The 18,860-nt window shown below is 74.1% G+C and carries 14 protein-coding genes; 7 read left to right on the top strand and 7 right to left on the bottom strand.

The annotated features are described in order from the left end of the window. Positions 1-702: 702 nt before the first annotated feature. The gene (locus ACFSHS_RS17555; RefSeq protein ID WP_376878847.1) at positions 703-4,077 is read left to right on the top strand and encodes a pyruvate carboxylase; all 3,375 of its coding nucleotides are present in this window, start codon (positions 703-705) and stop codon (positions 4,075-4,077) included. A 40-nt stretch (positions 4,078-4,117) separates the two neighbouring features. Here ACFSHS_RS17555 and ACFSHS_RS17550 read toward each other — a convergent pair whose 3' ends face one another. After that, a complete protein-coding gene (locus ACFSHS_RS17550; RefSeq protein ID WP_376878845.1) occupies positions 4,118-4,555 on the bottom strand; it encodes an Lrp/AsnC family transcriptional regulator in 438 nt (145 codons plus the stop codon). A gap of 244 nt (positions 4,556-4,799) precedes the next feature. On the opposite strand from ACFSHS_RS17550, the gene ACFSHS_RS17545 reads away from it, so the two are divergent. Further along, the gene (locus ACFSHS_RS17545; protein ID WP_376878843.1) at positions 4,800-6,194 is read left to right on the top strand and encodes an FAD-dependent oxidoreductase; all 1,395 of its coding nucleotides are present in this window, start codon (positions 4,800-4,802) and stop codon (positions 6,192-6,194) included. Positions 6,195-6,275: 81 nt separating this feature from the next. Here the strand turns inward: ACFSHS_RS17545 and ACFSHS_RS17540 are convergent, their stop codons facing one another. Further along, positions 6,276-6,785 (bottom strand): HD domain-containing protein, encoded by a 510-nt coding sequence (locus ACFSHS_RS17540; protein ID WP_376878841.1) that lies wholly within the window; start codon positions 6,783-6,785, stop codon positions 6,276-6,278. A gap of 96 nt (positions 6,786-6,881) precedes the next feature. After that, complete coding sequence (locus tag ACFSHS_RS17535; RefSeq protein ID WP_376878839.1) at positions 6,882-7,919, bottom strand: hypothetical protein; 1,038 nt, start codon at positions 7,917-7,919, stop codon at positions 6,882-6,884. 220 nt (positions 7,920-8,139) lie between these two features. Here ACFSHS_RS17535 and ACFSHS_RS17530 point away from each other — a divergent pair, with 220 nt between their 5' ends. Continuing rightward, positions 8,140-8,397: a hypothetical protein gene (locus ACFSHS_RS17530; protein ID WP_376878837.1), complete on the top strand. Its 258-nt coding sequence runs from the start codon at positions 8,140-8,142 to the stop codon at positions 8,395-8,397. Between the two features lie 146 nt (positions 8,398-8,543). Here ACFSHS_RS17530 and ACFSHS_RS17525 read toward each other — a convergent pair whose 3' ends face one another. Both ACFSHS_RS17525 and ACFSHS_RS17520 read right to left on the bottom strand, forming a co-directional pair. Further along, positions 8,544-9,389: a MurR/RpiR family transcriptional regulator gene (locus ACFSHS_RS17525; RefSeq protein ID WP_376878835.1), complete on the bottom strand. Its 846-nt coding sequence runs from the start codon at positions 9,387-9,389 to the stop codon at positions 8,544-8,546. Between the two features lie 4 nt (positions 9,390-9,393). Then, the gene (locus ACFSHS_RS17520; protein ID WP_376878833.1) at positions 9,394-10,299 is read right to left on the bottom strand and encodes a class II glutamine amidotransferase; all 906 of its coding nucleotides are present in this window, start codon (positions 10,297-10,299) and stop codon (positions 9,394-9,396) included. Between the two features lie 16 nt (positions 10,300-10,315). Here ACFSHS_RS17520 and ACFSHS_RS17515 point away from each other — a divergent pair, with 16 nt between their 5' ends. Genes ACFSHS_RS17515 through ACFSHS_RS17500 form a run of 4 tightly spaced genes read left to right on the top strand, consistent with a single transcriptional unit; the run spans position 10,316 to position 15,635 of the window. Further along, positions 10,316-11,683 (top strand): type I glutamate--ammonia ligase, encoded by a 1,368-nt coding sequence (locus tag ACFSHS_RS17515; protein WP_376878831.1) that lies wholly within the window; start codon positions 10,316-10,318, stop codon positions 11,681-11,683. Positions 11,684-11,734: 51 nt separating this feature from the next. Continuing rightward, a complete protein-coding gene (locus ACFSHS_RS17510) occupies positions 11,735-13,177 on the top strand; it encodes an APC family permease (RefSeq protein WP_376878829.1) in 1,443 nt (480 codons plus the stop codon). Continuing rightward, complete coding sequence (locus tag ACFSHS_RS17505; protein WP_376878827.1) at positions 13,177-14,493, top strand: aspartate aminotransferase family protein; 1,317 nt, start codon at positions 13,177-13,179, stop codon at positions 14,491-14,493. The genes ACFSHS_RS17510 and ACFSHS_RS17505 overlap by 1 nt, the downstream gene beginning before the upstream one ends. A gap of 2 nt (positions 14,494-14,495) precedes the next feature. Then, a complete protein-coding gene (locus ACFSHS_RS17500) occupies positions 14,496-15,635 on the top strand; it encodes an amidohydrolase family protein (protein ID WP_376878825.1) in 1,140 nt (379 codons plus the stop codon). Positions 15,636-16,133: 498 nt separating this feature from the next. Here ACFSHS_RS17500 and ACFSHS_RS17495 read toward each other — a convergent pair whose 3' ends face one another. Both ACFSHS_RS17495 and ACFSHS_RS17490 read right to left on the bottom strand, forming a co-directional pair. Continuing rightward, complete coding sequence (locus tag ACFSHS_RS17495) at positions 16,134-16,397, bottom strand: hypothetical protein (RefSeq protein WP_376878823.1); 264 nt, start codon at positions 16,395-16,397, stop codon at positions 16,134-16,136. A gap of 1,472 nt (positions 16,398-17,869) precedes the next feature. Beyond that, on the bottom strand, positions 17,870-18,163 hold the full coding sequence (locus ACFSHS_RS17490) for a hypothetical protein (protein ID WP_376878821.1): 294 nt from the start codon (positions 18,161-18,163) through the stop codon (positions 17,870-17,872). Positions 18,164-18,860 lie beyond the last annotated feature (697 nt).

Here is an 18,860-nt window from a genome sequence, read left to right as displayed (position 1 = left end):
GACGACCACCAGTACGACATCCTGGCCCTGGCCCTCAACGAGCGCCTCGCCGAGCTGAACCTGCCCTGCGACATCCCCTACCGGGGATCCTGGCCGACCCGCCGCCACCCTCCGGGTCCGGGGGACCAGCCGGGTGGCGGGAGGCCGCCGTCCGGCTGAGGTGGGGCGGCCGCTGCCCGCTCCCCGGACCGGCGACGGCCGACGGCAGCGTGTTCCCGGACGACGGAGGAGCATCCGCTCCTGGACGGCGGTCCCCGTCCAGGGACCGGCGCCGGACGGAAGGTGCGGATCCCGGGACATGAACACCGGCCGCTCGGGTATCCCGGGCCCCGAGGTCGTCGGGGCCGGCCTGCGCCCCCTGCCGACCGAGGCTTCGCCGGTCGAGCAGACGGCCAGCGGGGCCGACTCGCCCGCGGCGGCGTCGCGCGGTCGGCGGCCCAGGCCAGGGAGCGCCCGGCGCAGCTCCGGTGGGCCGGATCGGGTCCGGGTCGCCGGCGTAGCGACCCCAGCACCTTCCTCTCCCGCGAGGAGTCCGGTTTCATCACGGGGTCCGCGTACGACGGCCACGAGGGATCGCACGTCCGTCCTCGGCCGTCGACGCGGGAGCACCGGGCGGACGTCGTCCGGTGCGATCCCCGGCATGGCGGGTCGCGCGTCTCCGCGGTGGCTCGTGCTCGACGACGACAGGCAGCGAGGGGCGAGATGTTCACCAAGGTGCTCGTGGCCAACCGGGGCGAGATCGCCGTCCGGGCGTTCCGGGCCGCGTACGAGCTGGGCGCCGGCACGGTCGCGGTCTTCCCGTGGGAGGACCGCAACTCCGTGCACCGGCTCAAGGCGGACGAGAGCTACCAGATCGGCGAGGCCGGGCATCCGGTCCGGGCCTACCTCTCCGTGGGCGAGATCGTGGCTGCCGCGCAGCGGGCGGGCGCGGACGCGGTGTACCCCGGCTACGGATTCCTGTCGGAGAACCCGGACCTGGCCGAGGCGTGCGCCCGGGCGGGGATCACGTTCGTCGGGCCGCCGGCGGCGGTGCTCGAGCTGACGGGGAACAAGGCGCGGGCCATCGCCGCCGCCCGGGAGGCAGGGCTGCCGGTACTGGCCTCCACCGAGCCCAGCGACGACGTCGGCACGCTGCTGGCCGCGGCGGAGGAGCTGCCGTTCCCGGTGTTCGTCAAGGCCGTCGCCGGTGGTGGCGGCCGCGGGATGCGCCGGGTCGCGGAGCCGGACGAGCTGCCCGCGGCCGTCCAGGCGGCGATGCGGGAGGCGGAGTCGGCGTTCGGTGACCCGACGGTCTTCCTCGAGCAGGCCGTCGTCGACCCGCGGCACATCGAGGTGCAGATCCTCGCCGACGGTGCCGGGGGCGTCGTCCACCTCTACGAGCGGGACTGCTCGGTGCAGCGCCGGCACCAGAAGGTGGTGGAGCTGGCGCCCGCCCCGCACCTGGACCCGGAGCTGCGGGAGCGGATCTGCGCCGACGCGGTCGCCTTCGCCCGGGCCATCGGCTACGTCAACGCCGGCACCGTGGAGTTCCTGCTCGACGGGCAGGGCCGGCACGTGTTCATCGAGATGAACCCGCGCATCCAGGTCGAGCACACGGTCACCGAGGAGGTGACCGACGTCGACCTGGTGCAGTCGCAGCTGCGGATCGCGGCGGGGGAGACCCTGGCCGACCTGGGCCTGGCCCAGGAGACGATCCAGTTGCGCGGCGCGGCGCTGCAGTGCCGGATCACCACCGAGGACCCCGCCAACGGCTTCCGCCCGGACACCGGCCGGATCACCGCCTACCGCTCCCCGGGCGGCGCAGGGGTGCGGCTGGACGGCGGCTCGGCGCTGGGCGCCGAGGTGGGCGCGCACTTCGACTCGATGCTGGTGAAGCTGACGTGCCGCGGCCGTGACTTCGGCATCGCGGTCGCCCGGGCGCGGCGGGCGGTGGCGGAGTTCCGGATCCGTGGTGTGGCCACCAACATCCCGTTCCTCCAGGCGCTGCTCGACGACCCGGACTTCCGCGCCGGGCGGGTGACGACGTCGTTCATCGAGGAACGGCCCCACCTGCTCACCGCCCGGTCGTCGGCCGACCGCGGCACCAAGCTGCTCACCTACCTGGCCGACGTGACCGTCAACCGGCCGCACGGCGAGCGGCCGCACCTGGTCGACCCGCTGGAGAAGCTGCCCCCGGTCGACCAGCGCCGGGCGGCACCGGACGGCTCCCGGCAGCGGCTGCTGTCGCTCGGCCCGGAGCGGTTCGCCGCCGACCTCCGGGAGCAGACGGCCCTCGCGGTCACCGACACCACGTTCCGGGACGCGCACCAGTCGCTGCTGGCCACCCGGGTGCGCACCAAGGACCTGCTCGCCGTGGCCGGCCACGTGGCCCGGACGACGCCGCAGCTGCTGAGCCTGGAGTGCTGGGGCGGGGCGACCTACGACGTGGCGCTGCGGTTCCTGCACGAGGACCCGTGGGAGCGGCTCGCGGCGCTGCGCGAGGCGGTGCCCAACGTCTGCCTGCAGATGCTGCTGCGCGGCCGCAACACCGTCGGCTACACGCCCTACCCGGAGCAGGTGACCGACGCCTTCGTGCGCGAGGCCGCGACGACCGGCATCGACGTCTTCCGGGTGTTCGACGCGCTCAACGACGTCGCACAGATGCGCCCGGCCATCGACGCCGTCCGGGAGACGGGCACGGCGGTGGCCGAGGTGGCGCTGTGCTACACCGGCGACCTCGCCGATCCGGGCGAGGACCTCTACACCCTCGACTACTACCTGCGGCTGGCTGAGCAGATCGTCGGTGCCGGCGCCCACGTGCTGGCGATCAAGGACATGGCCGGGCTCCTGCGGCCACCGGCCGCCGCCCGTCTGGTCACCGCGCTGCGGGAGCGGTTCGACCTGCCGGTGCACCTGCACACCCACGACACGGCCGGCGGCCAGCTCGCGACGCTGCTGGCCGCGTGGCAGGCGGGCGTGGACGCCGTCGACGGCGCGGTCGCCTCCATGGCTGGCACCACCAGCCAGCCGCCGCTGTCGGCGATCGTCGCCGCGACCGACGCGACCGAGCGGGTCACCGGCCTGGAGCTGCGGGCGGTCAACGACCTGGAGCCCTACTGGGAGGCGGTCCGGCGGATCTACGCGCCGTTCGAGTCGGGCCTGCCCGCGCCCACCGGCCGGGTGTACACCCACGAGATCCCCGGTGGGCAGCTGTCCAACCTGCGCCAGCAGGCCATCGCCCTCGGCCTGGGGCAGCGGTTCGAGGAGGTGGAGGACGCCTACGCCGCCGCCGACCGGCTGCTCGGCCGCCTGGTGAAGGTCACCCCGTCGTCCAAGGTCGTCGGGGACCTCGCCCTCCAGCTGGTCGGAGCGGGGGTGGCACCCGACGACTTCGCCAAGAACCCGGGCACGTACGACCTGCCCGACTCGGTGATCGGCTTCCTCCGCGGGGAGCTGGGCGACCCGCCCGGCGGCTGGCCCGAGCCGTTCCGGTCGCGGGCGCTGGAGGGCCGCCGTCCGGCCGCGCCACCGGCGGAGCTGACCGACGACGACGTGCGGGGGCTGGCCGAGCAGCCCCGGACGACCCTGAACCGGCTGCTCTTCCCGGGACCCACGCGGGAGTTCGAGGCGCACCGCGAGCAGTACGGCGACGTCTCGGTGCTGCCCACGAAGGAGTTCCTCTACGGGCTGCGGCCCGGTGACGAGCACGCCGTGGACCTCGAGCCGGGGGTGACCCTGCTGATGGGCGTGGAGGCGGTCGGCGACCCCGACGAGCGCGGCATGCGCACGGTCATGTGCACCCTCAACGGCCAGCTCCGCCCGGTGACGGTCCGCGACCGCTCCGTGGACGCCCAGGTCAAGGCCGCCGAGAAGGCCGACCGCGGCCGGCCCGGTCACGTGGGGGCGCCCTTCGCCGGCGTCGTGACGCTCAAGGTCGCGGAGGGTGACGCGGTCGAGGCCGGGCAGGCGATCGCGACCATCGAGGCGATGAAGATGGAGGCCGCGATCACCGCACCGGTGGCCGGCACCGTCGAGCGCGTGGCCATCGGCCCCGTGCAGCAGGTGGAGGGCGGCGACCTCCTCGTCGTCCTGGCCTGAGGGCGCCGGCCCCGGACGGGGCAGGCCGAGGGTGCGGGGCTCAGGTCCGGGAGCGGTCGATGAGGCGGGAGAGGACGATGACGCTCTCCGTGTGGTCGACGTTGTGCTCGTCCCGGATGCGCTCCAGCGCCTGCTCCAGGTGGCGGACGTCCGAGGCCAGGACGTGGACCAGCGCGTCGGCCGAGCCCGAGACCGTGCACGCGCCCACCACCTCCGGCACGGCCTCCAGGCTCCGCCGCAGGTCGCCGGGCGAGACGGTGCCCTTGCAGTAGATCTCGACGTAGGCCTCGGTCTGCCAGCCCAGGACCGCGGGATCGATCAGGACGGTGAAGCCGCGGATCGTGCCCGAGGCCACCAGCCGGTCCACCCGGCGCTTCACCGCCGGTGCCGACAGGCTGACCTCCTCGCCGATCTCGGCGAAGGTCGCGCGCGCGTTGCGGAGCAGGCACCCCACGATGCGGCGGTCGAGGTCGTCCATGCGCTCACGTCCTTGCAAGAGACCGACGAGACGGGGCGTCAGTATGCAAGGAACAGCGCCCCGGGCAGGCATTCGATGAGGGCCTGTTGTCCTTCGGGGTGACTCGGAGCGGGCCCGGGCCGCCCGGCCGGCTCTCCCGCGGGGCTCCAGCAGGCGGACGGCGGCGCACTCCATCGTCGTCGACCGGGTATCCCGCTCGGGCATCGCGACCTCCCCACCACAGGCACAACCAGGGAGGAAGACGATGTCCGAGCACACCGATCACGCCGTCGTCGTGGGTGCCAGCATGGGCGGGCTGGTCGCCGCCCGCGCCCTCAGCGAGGCCTACGCCCACGTGACGGTCGTGGAGCGCGACCCCCTGCCCGACGTCGGCCTCCCCGGTGGTGCGACCGCCCGCCGGGGCGTGCCGCAGGGGCGGCACGCGCACGGCCTGCTGGCCCGTGGGCGGGAGGCCCTCGAGGAGCTCTTCCCCGGGCTCACCGACGAGCTGATCGGGTACGGCGTGCCGCCGACCGATCTGCAGTCGGGGTTCCGGTGGATCAACGGCGGCCGGCTGCTGTGCCAGGCGCCGTCGGGACTGACGGCGCTGGGCGTCAGCCGCCCCCTGCTGGAGTCCGCGCTCCGTGCCCGGGTGCGGGCGCTCCCCAACGTGACCGTCGCGGACTCCTGCGACGCGGCGGGCCTCACGGCCTCGGGCGACGGCCGGCGGGTCACCGGTCTCCGGGTGCTGCGCCGCGGCGACAGCCGCACCGAGGAGATCGTCGCCGCCGACCTGGTCGTCGACGCCACCGGCCGGGGCTCCCGGGGACCGCAGTGGCTGGCGGCGCTCGGCTACCCGGCGCCGGCGACCGAACGGGTGGAGGTCGGGCTCACCTACGCGTCCCGGTCGTACCGCCGTGCGGAGGACGCTCCACAGGGCGTGGCGATCGCCGGCACCCTCGCGAACCCGCGCGGTGGCGTCGCCATCCCCCAGGAGGGCGACCGGTGGATCGTGTCGATCGGCGGGATGCTCGGCGACGCCGCTCCGCTCGACCACGACGGGTACACCGCGTTCGCCTCGACGCTCCCCTCACCGGCGATCCACGAGCTGATCCGGGACGCCGAGCCGCTGTCGGACCCGCTGCGCTTCCGCTACCTCGCCAGCACCCGTCGCCGCTATGAGCGGCTGCACCGGTTCCCCGAGGGCTATCTCGTGTTCGGCGACGCGATCTCCAGCTTCAACCCGGTGTACGGCCAGGGCATGACGGTGGCGGCGCTCGAGGCCCTGCTGCTGCGGGAGTGCCTGCGGGAGGGAACCGGCGGGCTGGCCGGCCGGTTCCTCGGCAGTGCCGCGCGGATCGTCGACATCCCGTGGGACATCTCCGTGGGCGCGGACCTGCGCTTCCCCGGAGTGGCGGGCCGCCGGACGGCGAAGGTGCGGACGGTGAACGCCTATCTGGAACGGCTGCACCGAGCGGCCGAGCACGACCCCGTGGTCGGGCGTGCCTTCCTCCGGGTGGTCAACCTCCTCGACCGCCCCGAGCGGTTGATGGCCCCCGGCATCGCGTGGCGGGTGCTGGCCGCCCGGCCGTCCACGGCGCCCACCGCCGCGGTGGCTCCGGTCCGCGTGGTCGTCGGGGCGGGCGCCGCGGCGGACTGACCGCACGCGAACGGCCGGTGGGCCGGACCGCCGCCCGGCCGTCCGGCCGCTCTGCTGTACCCCGCCGGGGGAGCGGGCCGATCAGAAGAGGATGCGGCGCCCGTTCCGGGGGTCGGCGGCCTCGGCGGCGAGCAGGATCCGCCGCGCCGGGCGGTAGCGGCCTTCGCGCAGCCGGCGCGCCTTCTCCGGGTCCACCTCGGCCAGTTCGGCGTTGGCAGCCAGGTTGTGCTTGTTGTCGGCGAGCTTCACCAGGCGGCCGAGGGGGTGGGCGGCCGCCCGGCGGATCGAGCCCGAGATGTAGGGCTCGCCGGGGCGCCGGGTGACCGCGTCGATCGCCTCGACGACGATCTCCGGGACGCCCAGGTCGCGCAGCCGGTCCAGGTCGTAGCGGCGGGCCGGATCGGGATGGTCGCGGGTGTCCTCGACGATGTCGTGGAGCGCTCCGGCCATCTCCGCGTGCGGGCCGTACGGCCGCAGGGCCCGGGCGACGGGCTGCAAGTGGGCGAGGTAGTAGTCGCGGCCCTGCTGGTCCACCTGACCTTCGTGCGCCTGCAACGCCAGGAGGTGCGCGTCGGGAACCGTGAACCCCACGGACCGAGGTTAGGCGCAGTTCGGCCCCGCGCCGCCGTCCCCCGGTGGCCCGGGTGAGTCGCCCGCGCGGAGCGGCAGCCCGCGGCCTCGCCCGCGTCAGGCGCCCGTCGAGGCGTCCGGCGCGGCGACCGACGGACGCGGCGCGGATCCCCAGCCGCCCGGGTGGGAGCGCAGGTGGTCCTGGATCCAGCCGAGGTGTCGACGGCGGTGCAGGCGGAGGGCGTCGGACGACGTGGTGACCGGGGCGGCCGGCCGGTGCAGCTCGGCGGCGAGGGCGGCCCGCCGGCGCTCGAGTTGTGCCACCTCCGCCAGGAGGACCGTCCGACGCCCGGCGGCCTCCTGGTCGAGGCGTTCCCTGGCTGCGGCCGCCTCGGCGTCCGCCCGACGCCGCTCGTCCCGTCCGGTGGCCAGCATCCGGACGACCTCGTCGCGGGCCCGCAGCCGGGCCGCGGCCGCGTCCTGTCCCGCCTGCTGCCGGATCCGGTCGGCGTGCTCCTCGGCGCGCTGCTCGACCGCCCGCGCCTCCGCGAGCGCCGCCTCGGCCTCCGCCCGCACGTCCGCGCTCGTCCGCTCGGCGTCGGCGACGATGCGGGCGGCCGTGGCGGTCATGTCCTCCACGCGGGTGGCTGCCTCGGCGACCATCCGCCGCGCCTCGGCCTCCGCGTCGGCGAGGGCCCGTGCCGCACAGGCGGCCGCCTCCGCGGCCTGCGCGGTGGCGGCGGCCCGGTCGGCCTCCGCGTCCGCCCGCATGCTCTCGGCCTCGTCGGCGGCCCGCGCCAGCATCGATCCGATCCGGCGGGACAGCTGGAGGAACTCCCCGCCGGACGTCGAGTGGGAGAGCAGCTCCCGGGCCTCCTCGAGGGCGGCCCGGGTGTCGAGGTGACGCGCGAGCAGGTCCTCGTGCTCGCGGTCGGCGGTGGCGAGCTCGTCCTCCGCCCACTGGACGTAGGTGTCGACCTGGAACCGGTCGTAACCAGCCGGGACGCGCCGGAACATGGGACCGGCCTGGAGGACGGTGGGCAGGTCACCGGAGACGTTGGGACGCCTGCGGTTCCGCGGCCCGGTCGCCACGAGTGGTCCGGGCGCGGTCGCGGGACCGCCGGTCCGGTCGTCGACGTGCGGTTCGAGCCCCATTCCTCCCGCCTCCCCACGCAGTCGGGTCCGAGGACGGGGACGCTACGGTGCCCGGCGCGCATCGGCCGCCGGGCGCGGCCCGCGCCTCACCCGGAGTGGCGAGGTCGGCGCACGATCCGGCGACCGTGGCGGATGGGCGCCTGGTGCGGACCTCGCCCAGGGGAGTGACACCACCGGCGACGGGCGTTCCGGAACCCGTGGCGTCGCGCACGCTCTCCGCATGACGTACGTCAGCAGCCCGCAGGCTCCGGGGGGCATGACCGTTCCTCTGCTGTTCGGCTGGCAGCACATCCTGGCCGTCCTGCTGGTCCTGGTCGCCGTCGCGGTGGTGTTCCTGCTGATCGGCGCGACCGGCGCGGGCGGGAACGAGCGGTCCGAGTGGCAGGCATGGCTGGACGCGCGCGCCGGTCGGCGGGCCGACCCGGCCGGCGAGCCGCTCGACGACCCGGCGGAGCCGGTCGGGTCCGAGCCGCGATAGGCCGTCGGGAAGGCGCCCGAGGGCTCCCGGCCGGCTGCGGAGGGCGAGGGAGGTCGCACCGCGGCTCGGGGTCGCGGGTCGGCTCGGCCGGGTGGCGCGGGTCATGACAGGGTCCGGCGCGGGCCCGGCGACCCTTGGCCGTGCCGTCAGCCGAGCACCTCGTGGGCGCTGGCGGTCTCCCAGCGGCTCATGCGCTCGACGGCGGCCGGCCCGAGGCGGTCGAGCACCGCGTCGACCAGCAGCTCGGTGAGCACGAACGCGGCCGCGGCCGAGTCGAAGGCACCCGTGGACCGCACCGAGGTGGGCAGGACGACCTCGGCCACCTGCGCGACGGGGGAGAGCCACTCGTCGGTGATGCAGATGATGTGCGCGCCGGCGTCGGCCAGCTCGGTGGCGCGCTCCACCGTCGTCGTCTGGTAGCGCCGGAAGTCGTACAGGACGAACACGTCGCGCCGGTCGGCGTCGATCACGTCCGCCGCGTCGATGGTGTGTCCGTCGTCCGGTGCCGAGACGTTGGTGCGGATCTGCCGCAGGTGGCGCGCGAGGTAGCCGGCGAGGTAACCGGAGAACCGGCCCCCCACGGCCGTGATCCGCATCCGGGGATCGGCCAGGAGCGTGACCGCGGCGTCGAGTTCGGCCTGGGGGATGGCGGTCAGGGACTGCGTGATGGAGGCCGTCGCCACCTGTACCCCGCGGTCGAGCCAGTGCCCCTCGGCACGGTCTGCCCGGGTGCCCTCGTAGAGCGACAGGGGGGAGGCGACGCGCTGGGACAGCTCGTCCAGCAACGCCTGCTGCAGGGCCGGGAAGCCGGAATGGCCGAGGCTGCGGGCGAAGCGCACGACGGTCGGCGGGCTCACGCCGGCCGCCGCGGCGAGCTCCGCACTGGTGCCGAGAGCCGCCCGGGGGTAGTCGGCGAGCAGCACCCGCGCGACCCGTCGCTCCTGCGGGCTGAAGGACGACAGGCCGGCCTTCAGGGCGTCGCCGATGGACACCGGGTCACCGTCCAGAGGTCACGGTCCGGGGGTCGAGCACCTCGATCTCGCGGGTGGTCAGGTCGATGGCGAGGATGCTGTCGCTCGGGACCGGCGTCCAGCCCTCGTCCGGCAGCCCGCTGGAGATCACGTGCACAGCGGTGGGCGAGACCTTGTACGCCATGTCGAAGTACGCAGAGGCGTGCCCGTGCGGCATCGCGTCGTCGGACCCGAACAGTTCCCGGAGGTCGTCCAGCGGGGTCGCCGCCCGGCTGTTGACGTGCACCGCGTAGAGGCGCGTGGGTGTCAGGAAGAGCGCGTTGAGACTCGCCTGGGGGAAGTGCTCGTGGAGCGTGCCGACCGCGCGGACCAGCCCGGCCCGCTCGTCCCCGTCCGCCTCGATGCAGTCCAGGACGAGGCGGAAGTAGCGCTCGCTGTCGGTGGTGCCCTTCAGCCGCGCCCGGCCGGCGTCCGACAGCAGGCCCTCCAGGGTCTCGATCGGCGAGATGCTGCCGTTGTGCGCCAGCGCGTAGCTGCCGTCGGTGAAGGGGTGGGTGTTCATCGGGTGGACGACGAGTCCGTCCGTGGCCCAGCGCAGGTGCACCAGCCCGGCCGAGCCCAGGGGCCGCTCCGCCAGTTCGAAGTAGGCGGGGTCGTCGGCCGCCGACATCGGTGAGGTGGTCGCCTCGATGCTGCCTCCGCCGGGCTGGCACCACGCCATCCCCCAGCCGTCCCCGTGCAGGGCCGACAGCGAGGTGAAGGTCTGGAACTCCGCCGCACCGAGACCCTCGACGGCGGACTCCGGCCTCTCGGACACGTAGCCCAGCAACCGACACAAGTTGACGACACCCCTTCTCAATGGCGTTCGACGACCGGTATAAAGACGCGGCCGTGTAACGGAGGTTACATAGGTCCGGAGAATTCTCCTCACGAAACGGGTGCGTCAAGTGGTCCCAGTCCCCGCGAGCGACCTCCCGGCCCGGACGGACGTCGAGCGCCACGCCGAGCGGCTCCGGAACGCCGGTGCCCGGACCCTGACCGGTGTCGTGAGCGACTCCGGCGGGGTGATCCGCGCCAAGACGGTGCCGGCACGGCGCATCGAGTCGTTCGCGCGCTCCGGCATGGGGGCCTCGCTGACGTGGCCGGTGTTCTGCGTGGACAACGGCATCGCCATGACTCCCGAGCTGGGTGTCGTCGGCGATCTGCGGCTGACCGCGGACCTGGAGCGCGCGGTCGTGCTCGACCACGGGTTCGGCTGGGCCCCCGCGGACGTGCGCGACCAGGACGGTCAGCTGTCCCCGTACTGCTGGCGCAGCGTCGCCCGCCGGCAGGTCGACCGGCTGGCGTCGCTGGGCATCGAGGCCCGGGTCGGCAACGAGCTCGAGTTCGTCCTCCTGGACGACGCCGGGCGCCCGCTGGGGGCGCGCGACGGCTGGCCCTGCTACGGGGCGGGCGTGTACAGCGAGCTCAGCGAGTTCGCCGCGGATCTCTGCGAGCGGCTGGACGCCGCGGGTGTCCCGGTCGAGCAGATCCACGCCGAGTACGGGCTCGGTCAGTTCGAGATCTCCCTGCCTCCCCGCGCGCCGGTCACGGCCGCCGACGACGTGCTGCTCGCGCGGGCCGTCATCGGCCGGACCTGCCGGGACCACGGGCTGCGCGTCAGCTTCTCGCCGGTGCCCTTCCCCGGCGGCTCGGGCAACGGCGCCCACATGCACGTCTCGCTGACCCGGGACGGGGTTCCGCTCCTGGCCGGCGGTCCGCTCGCCGAGGACCTGACGCACGACGGCGCCTCCGCGATCGCCGGCATCGTGCGCCACCTGCCCGGGGCCATCGCGGTGCTGGCCGGCACGGTCGTCTCCGGGGATCGGCTGCAGCCGGGGCACTGGTCCGGTGCCTTCGCCTGCTGGGGCGTGGAGAACCGTGAGGCCGCCGTCCGCCTCCTGCTGGCCAACAACGGCAACCCGCACGGGGCGAACGTCGAGGTGAAGTGCGTCGACGCCGGGGCCAACACCTACCTGGCGACCGGCCTGGTCCTCGGCTTCGCCGCCCGGGGCATCGAGGGCCGGCTGGACCTGCCGGACGCCGTCACCGTCGACCCGGCGGAGCTCTCCCCGGAGCAGGCCCGCGCCGCGGACGCGGTGCCGCTGCCCCACGACGCGGCCGGGCGCATCGAGCTCTTCGAGAAGAGCGACGCGGTCCGCGACGTCCTCGGCCCGGAACTGCACGCGGCCGTGGCGGCCGTGCGCCGGTACGAGTCCTCGCTATACGCGGGCGAGGACGCCCACGCGCTGACCAGGTTCGCCTGGTCCTCCTGAACCGCCCCTGCCCGACCACGTTGTCCACCACGCACCGAATCGAGGAGTGACATGGCGAAGCGGAAGCTGCGACTGTGGGAGGCGCTCGCGCTCTCACTCGGCCTCATGGGCCCCACGCTGGCCATGGCCGGCAACGGGCAGGGGATCATCGGCACGGTCGGCAAAGCCGTTCCGCTCGTGTTCCTCCTGGGCTTCCTCGGCGTGGCCCTGGTCGCGTACGGCTTCATCCGGCTGACCCAGCGCTACAACCACGCGGGCAGCGCCTACGCCCTCGTCGGCGCGACGCTCGGGCCGCGCGCCGGCTTCGTGGCGGGCTTCGCGCTCTTCGGCACCTACCTGTTCTTCACCATCTGCACGGCCGCGGTCTTCGGGGCGTTCCTCAACGCGCTGCTGGGCTCGCTGTTCGACGCCGGCACCAGCCTCGGCTACGGGATCGCGGCCGTGGCGTGCCTGCTGGTCACCGGCTACATGAACACCCGGGACACGACCACGGTGTCGCGGTCGCTGCTGGCCATCGAGGGCCTCGGCATCGCCGCCATGCTCGTCCTGGTCATCGCGATCTTCGGCCAGGGCGGCGCCGACTCGACCGGCGTCGACGTCTCCACGTTCACCCCGGACGGCGTGGGCCTCGGGGCGGTGCTCGCCGCCGTGGTGGCGGCCTTCCTGTCCTGGGCCGGATTCGAGGCCTGCGCCGCCCTGGGCGAGGAGACCGACAGTCCCCGTCGCAACATCCCGCGCGCCCTGTTCGGTTCCGTGCTGCTCACCGGTGTCCTGTTCGTCGTGGTCATGTTCGCCCAGACGATCGGCTTCGGCACCGACGAGGACGGCCTGGCGGCCTTCCAGGGCTCCGGGAACACCCTCGGCGACCTCGGGGAGGGCTACGTCGGGCACTGGTTCGCGCTGCTGCTCCTGGTCACGGCCGTGCTGTCGGCGTTCGCCTCCAACCTCTCGTCGGTGGCGGCGTCGGCGCGGCTGGCCATGGCGCTGGCCCGCGACGGCTTCGGCCCGCGGCAGTTCGCCGAGATCGACCGGGTCCACCGCATCCCGCGCAACGCCGTCGTGGCGATGGCCGCCGTCGGCATCGTGGTGAACCTGCTGACGTGGCTGACCGGGTGGCCGGTCATGGGCACCGGCGACGCGGCGATCGACGCGTACTTCTTCTTCGCGGTCGTCGGCGCCACCTGCCTGCTGTTCGTCTACCTGCTGGTCGAGGTGGCGCTGTTCGCCGCGTGGCGGCGGCGGCAGATCAGCGTCCGGGCCGCCGAGCTGGTGCTGCCCGCCCTGGGCGGCCTGTTCATCCTGGTCGTCATCGGCTACAGCGTGAAGGACGCGACGGGGCTGTCCCCGGCGTTCGTCGCCATCGGCTGGGTCGTGATCGGGCTGGTCGTGGCGCTGGTCGCCGGCGGGCTGGCCCAGCGGATCGGCGCGTCGCTCACCCGCGAGCTGGAGGACGTCGACCGGGACCACACCTTCGCCGACACCGAGGCCCGCTGATGCCGCCTGCCCCGGTGTCCCCGGCCGCCGAGCGGCTGTACGCGCGGGACCGGGTCGTCGCCGGGGTCGAGAAGCTGCGGTTCTTCCCTCTCGCGCTGGAGTCCGGCCAGGGCTCCTGGCTGGTCGAGGCCGGTGGCCGCCGGCTGCTGGACCTGTCCGCGACCTGGACCGCGTGCGGCCTGGGCCACGGGCATCCGGCGGTGCGCGAGGCCCTGCTCCGGGCGGCGAGCGCGCCGCCCGGAGCGGGCGCGCTCAGCGCCGTCCACGAGGACGCCGTCGCGCTGGCCGAGGACCTGCTCGACCTCACGCCCGGCTCCGGGGACCGGCGGGTCTACTTCGGCCACGCCGGCTCCGACGCCAACGACGTCGCCATCCGCAGCGCGGTGCACGCCACCGGCCGACCCACCGTGCTGGCCTTCGAGCACAGCTACCACGGCGGCATCGGGATCGCGATGAAGGCCTCCGGCGTCCACGTCGACGCCGGCAGCGTTGCCAGGGACCAGCACGTGCGCTTCACGCCCTATCCGGACCCCTACCGGGCACCGGAGCGCTACGAGGACGTCCTCGCGCAGCTGGAGGAGGCCCTCGCCGGCGGCGACGTCGCCTGCCTGCTCGTCGAGCCGATCCTCTCCGACGGCGGGCTCGTCGTCCCGCCCGACGGCTTCCTCGCCGAGGTCGCCGCTCGCTGCAGCGCGGCCGGCACCCTGCTCGTCTGCGACGAGGTGAAGGTCGGGCTCGGCCGGCCGGGGACCTGGCACGCCTTCGAGCACGACGGGATCACCCCGGACATCGTGACCTTCGGGAAGTCCCTGGGCGCGGGCGTGCCGATCTCCGCGGCGGTCGGCCCCGCGGGCGTCCTCGACGAGCCGGCCGCGTCGGCGCTGCTGACCCAGGCCGGCAACCCCTACAGCACGGCGGTGGCCCGGGCCGTCCTGGCGACCATGAAGGCGGAGGGTCTCGTGGAGCGGGCCGCCGACGCGGGCGACCGGCTCCGGGAGGGCCTGCGGCAGGCCACCGAGCACCTCGACGTCGTCGGCGACGTGCGCGGCCGCGGCCTGGCCGTCGGCGTGGACCTCGTGACCGACCGGGGCAACCGGGACCGGGCGCCCGACCTGGCCGCCCGGGCCGTGTACCGGGTCTGGGAGCTCGGCGGCGTCGTCTTCTACGTGGGCGGGAACGTCCTGGAGGTGACCCCGCCGCTGGTGATCACCGACGCCGAGGTCGACCGGGCCGTGGAGCTGCTCGCGCAGGGCATCCAGGAGGCGGCCGACGGCAAGGTCAGCGACGCGCAGATCGCTCCGTACGCGGGATGGTGACGATGGATCCGCAGGCGTACGGCGGGCCCCTGGGCGAGGTGGCGGCGGGCCTCCCGCTGGTCGACCACCACGTCCACGGGGCGCTGCGGGCGTCGGTCGACCGCCCCACGTTCGAGTCGATGATCACCGAGGGCCCGCGGCCGCACTCCGCCGGAACCGCTTTCGACTCGCAGGTCGGCTTCGCCATCCGGCGGTGGTGCGCCCCCGTTCTCGGCCTGGAGCCGCACGCTCGCGCGGACGAGTACTGGGAGCACCGGTGCGCGCTGGGGGAGGAGGAGGTGAACCGGCGTCTCCTGGGCGCGGCCGGCACCCCGACGTACCTCGTCGAGACCGGGTACCTCGGGGACGCCGTCCTGACGCCGGAGGAGCACGCCGACGTCGCCGGGGCCGAGGCGCGGGAGGTCGTCCGGCTGGAGACGGTGGCCGAGCAGCTCCTGGCATCGGTCGACTCCGGGGCCGCCTTCGTCGCGCAGTACCCCTCCGCTCTCGCCGACGCGACCCGCTCGGCGGTCGGGACGAAGAGCATCATCGCCTACCGCGCCGGCTTCGACGTCGACCCGGCTCGCCCGGGTGACGACGACGTCGTACGGGCCGTCGAGCGCCAGCTGCGCGCCGCGGACGGCCGCGTGCGGGTCGACGACCCGGTCCTCCTGCGCTACCTGCTGTGGTGCGGCGTGGACCGCGCTCTGCCCCTCCAGCTGCACAGCGGGTACGGCGATCCGGACCTGGACCTGCACCGGGCGAACCCGCTGCTCCTGATGCCGTGGCTGCGCCGGGTCGAGCCGAGCGGTGTCCCGGTGATGCTGCTGCACAACTACCCGTTCCACCGGGAGGCCGGCTACCTGGCCCAGATGTTCGACAACGTCTATTTCGACATCGGGCTGGGGATCAACTACGTCGGCAGCCAGAGCCCGCAGGTGATCGCCGAGTCGCTGGAGGTGGCGCCGTTCACCAAGCAGCTGTACTCCTCCGACGCGTGGGGGCCGAGCGAGCTGCACTTCCTCGGGGCGCTGCTGTGGCGGCGTGGCGTCAGCCGCGTCGTCGGGCAGTGGGTGCAGGAGGGGGAGTGGGCGTTGCACGACGCCGAGCGCGTGCTGCGCCTCATCGGCTCCGAGAACGCCCGGCGGGTGTACCGGCTCTGAGTCAGCCGAGCGAACGCTCCGCGCAGCGGGCGTAGGCGTCGCGCCGCGGACGGATCCGCTCGTAGGGGGCGCTCGACGCTGCTGGAGTCCACCCGGGTCGCCGTCCTCGGCGTCGGGGACGGGGAGGGTGGCGAGGGTGGGCGTGACCAGCAGGTCAGCGTCCGCAGCACCTGCCGGATCTGGTCGTGGACGTGGGTGCGCATCTGCTGGTCGTGCGGGACGTCGAGCGCGCTGAGCCCATGGCCGTCGTCCAGCAGCTCGACCGGTGACAGGTCGCGTCGCCGTATGCGCGCGGCCGCCGTCGCACGCCGGCGTCCGACTGGACCGCAGCCTCCTCAGGAGGGGCCGCGGGGGAGCGGACGCTGTGGCTCCGCCGGTGGCCGGACCTGCAGGTGGTCGACGTGGCGGTGGAGGGCCGGACGATCGAAGTCTTCCGGCACTCCGACGGTCGTCGCCGCCGACCTGGCCCTGAGCCTGCGCCAGCGGGTTCGACTGCGATCAGCGGGCCTCTCCGGGTGCAGAGGGCTGGTCGTGGTCGTGGACGTGCGCTTCGCCGGCGTGCTCGTGGTCGAAGTCCCGGTGCGGCACGTGGGCGTGGTGCAGCGGGGCGTGATCGTGCTCGTGCTCGTGCGCGGAACTCAGATGCTCGAAGCCCCCGGTCATCTCGTTGTGGTTGTGGGTGACGTGGAAGTGCCGATGGGTGTGCACCAGCCGTTCGTGGTCGTGTTCCTCCCAGTCGGCTGCGGGCGCGTTCTCGGCCATCGCCTGCTCCTTCCGGCAAGGGCGTGCAGAAGGTGTCACGCCATGGTGACGCAGTTACCCCGCGGCTGGGTCCGCGAACGGCTGGATGCCCAGGAGGCCCGGACAGTGCGGACGCGGAACATGCGCCTCACACGCAGCGGGACACTCATCGCTGCAGACCGGCGCGGAGGTGGCGCGTGGTGCTCCCTTCGACGGGCCATGTGGCCCGGCCTCCCTGCACATCGCCCGGACCCCGCGCGCGCGTCGGCCAGCGCTCGGCCGCTGCGAGACCAACTGCCTCGGCCGCCGGCCGTGGGTTCATGCCGGTGTCCCAGGGACGGCCGTGGCTTCATGTCGGTGTCCGGGAGACGAGGCGCTGCACTCGCGCCTGGGGTCGCCGACGCTCGGCCGAGTCGCGTGGACGGCCGGCACTGCAACGCTTCATAACGGTTGAGGGCGTTCCGACGCCGTCTCCTTGTTGCCGACGCCCAGCGGGGGGATCGTGAGCATGCCTGCCGGTCGGGACGGCCGAGAACCGGAACGTCTGTGGCCGCAACGGGGGGTGAGCCCGTCGTGTCGTGGCTGACCGTGTCGGCCCTCGGGTTCCTCATCGTGACGGCGCTGGTGATTTGGCTGGCCCGTAGCTCGACCTCGCGCTGGGAACGGGAGAAGAGGGCGGCGCCCGCACTCCGGCGCCAAGCCGTGTCCATGCCTCCGCCTCCCGCAGGCGCCGCCGGTCGGCTACGCCGTGCGGCGGCGCGGACGGCGACTGCGGCGCCGCGCATCGCCGGTGGCCTGCGTGGGCCGCTCGAGCACATGAGCGGCGTCCTGTCGGCGACCCCGAAGCGACTGCTCCGGCACGTACCGCCGGTGCGCCGGACGCTGGGCGCCGTCGGGTCGGCGATGCCCGGCGCAGGCATCCGGCTCCGGAAGCGGACCCCGACCGGAGCCGCGGATCTGCCGGCCGGTGACGGTGCGGACGACGCGGGCGGCCCCGTGGCGCACCGGGCTCGGAACTCACGGCCGACCCGGACGAAGCCGGAGCGACCGCGGCGTCGACGTCCCCTCCCGTTCGTGCACCTGTCTCGCCGCAGCGAGCATCCGCCGCTGCCGCGGTCAGGCCTTGACCCGAGTCAACTGGGAGCTGCCACCAGCGCGCGCCCTGCGGGTGGTCACGCGGCTTCACCCGGCTCCAGTGGAAGAAGCAGCGCCCACGACTGATGGTCGAGAGACCCCGGTTCTGTCCGAGGGGGCGCAGGACACGGGCACACGCCTACGGCTGCACACCGGACGTGCTCCCGTCCTCGTCTGGCGGAGTGTCGGCCCATCGTCACGATGGCGTTCCACCGGCCCACCTGGTCACGACCGGTTGCTGCTGCCACTCCCATCCGGCTTCTGGGACGACCGCGGGGTCCGACCCGACCAGTCACCGGGCCCGGTGAAGTCCCTCGGTGTGAGGTCATGCGGGGGAGGGCCGCGGACCCGCGGCGCAGTCAGCTCGCCGGTCGGTCCGGTGGGTGAGACACACCCCGGAGGAGCGCGGAGATGCGTTGGCGCGTGAGCCCGAAGAGCCGGCCGATCTCCTCCATGGTCATCCCCTCTTCGTGCAGGGCATGCGCCTCGGCTTGTCGGAAGCGGGTGCCCGCCGCCTCGAGGCGCTGGACGTTCTCGGTGAGCACTGCCGCGATGAGCGGAAGGTCCTCGCCGCTGACGATCTCGCGATAGGACAGGCCGTCGAGACGGCGGGCACGGATCTGTGCGGCCCGGGTGATGACCTGCGCGGTCATCCGTGAGACCTGTTCGGCCGCACTGACGAGGTCCTCCAGCGCCCGAAGTGTCGGATCCTGACCGGAAGGCCCGTGAGTGGCGTCGACCTCCTCGCCGTGGTGATCGGGGGGCTGGGCGTCCGCGTCTCCGGCTGTCATGGCTCGATCACTCTCCCCACCCGATGAATGCGACAGTCCGCCGGCCGACACCGCCGTGCACGCCTTCCGCAATGATGGTTACCGCAAGGATCGTTGACAAGTCGGGAACCGGCGAGGAACGTCGGTGCTGACGGCAAGGGCGCAGACCGCTGGCCTGCTCTGAGGGCGACGGAAGCTGAAGCCGCTGGCTTCCCCGTCTCCCTGCCGGACGAGGAGCGGCCATGTCCGCGTTCGATCTCTCACAGCCGGCCGGTTGATGCTCCCGCAGGGGCCCACCCTGCGGATGCCGGCCGGCGTCCTGCAGAAGGTGGCCGACGTCATGCGGAGCGCTCGTGGCCCGGTCTCGACGTCAGCCGCCGCATCTCTCGAGCTGCGCGACCGAGGCCGGGCTCGGATCTCTCAGTGCTGCATGGAGCAGACACGTGCACCTGGAGCGGTAGAAGGTGTGACATGACCCGGCCGCTCGACCGGGACCGGGATCCCGGGGGGGTCGAGGCCCCGAATCTGTCGGCGGTGCTGGGTCGCCTGAGCGGGGTGCTCTACGCGGAGGAGACCCTGC

Source organism: Blastococcus deserti (assembly GCF_042682525.1).
Taxonomy (GTDB): Bacteria; Actinomycetota; Actinomycetes; order Mycobacteriales; family Geodermatophilaceae; genus Blastococcus_B; species Blastococcus_B deserti.
The sequence above is the reverse complement of the archived record's forward strand: the minus strand, read 5'-3'. Positions and strand labels throughout refer to the sequence as shown.

Excerpts from the sequence above, each read along its gene's own strand:
- ACFSHS_RS17505 (WP_376878827.1), top strand. The coding sequence starts at position 13,177 with ATGCCGCCTGCCCCGGTGTCCCCGGCCGCCGAGCGGCTGTACGCGCGG.
- ACFSHS_RS17530 (WP_376878837.1), top strand. The coding sequence starts at position 8,140 with ATGACGTACGTCAGCAGCCCGCAGGCTCCGGGGGGCATGACCGTTCCT.
- ACFSHS_RS17535 (WP_376878839.1), bottom strand. The coding sequence starts at position 7,919 with ATGGGGCTCGAACCGCACGTCGACGACCGGACCGGCGGTCCCGCGACC.
- ACFSHS_RS17490 (WP_376878821.1), bottom strand. The coding sequence starts at position 18,163 with ATGACCGCGCAGGTCATCACCCGGGCCGCACAGATCCGTGCCCGCCGT.
- ACFSHS_RS17550 (WP_376878845.1), bottom strand. The coding sequence starts at position 4,555 with ATGGACGACCTCGACCGCCGCATCGTGGGGTGCCTGCTCCGCAACGCG.
- ACFSHS_RS17510 (WP_376878829.1), top strand. The coding sequence starts at position 11,735 with ATGGCGAAGCGGAAGCTGCGACTGTGGGAGGCGCTCGCGCTCTCACTC.
- ACFSHS_RS17500 (WP_376878825.1), top strand. The coding sequence starts at position 14,496 with ATGGATCCGCAGGCGTACGGCGGGCCCCTGGGCGAGGTGGCGGCGGGC.
- ACFSHS_RS17555 (WP_376878847.1), top strand. The coding sequence starts at position 703 with ATGTTCACCAAGGTGCTCGTGGCCAACCGGGGCGAGATCGCCGTCCGG.
- ACFSHS_RS17545 (WP_376878843.1), top strand. The coding sequence starts at position 4,800 with ATGTCCGAGCACACCGATCACGCCGTCGTCGTGGGTGCCAGCATGGGC.
- ACFSHS_RS17495 (WP_376878823.1), bottom strand. The coding sequence starts at position 16,397 with ATGGCCGAGAACGCGCCCGCAGCCGACTGGGAGGAACACGACCACGAA.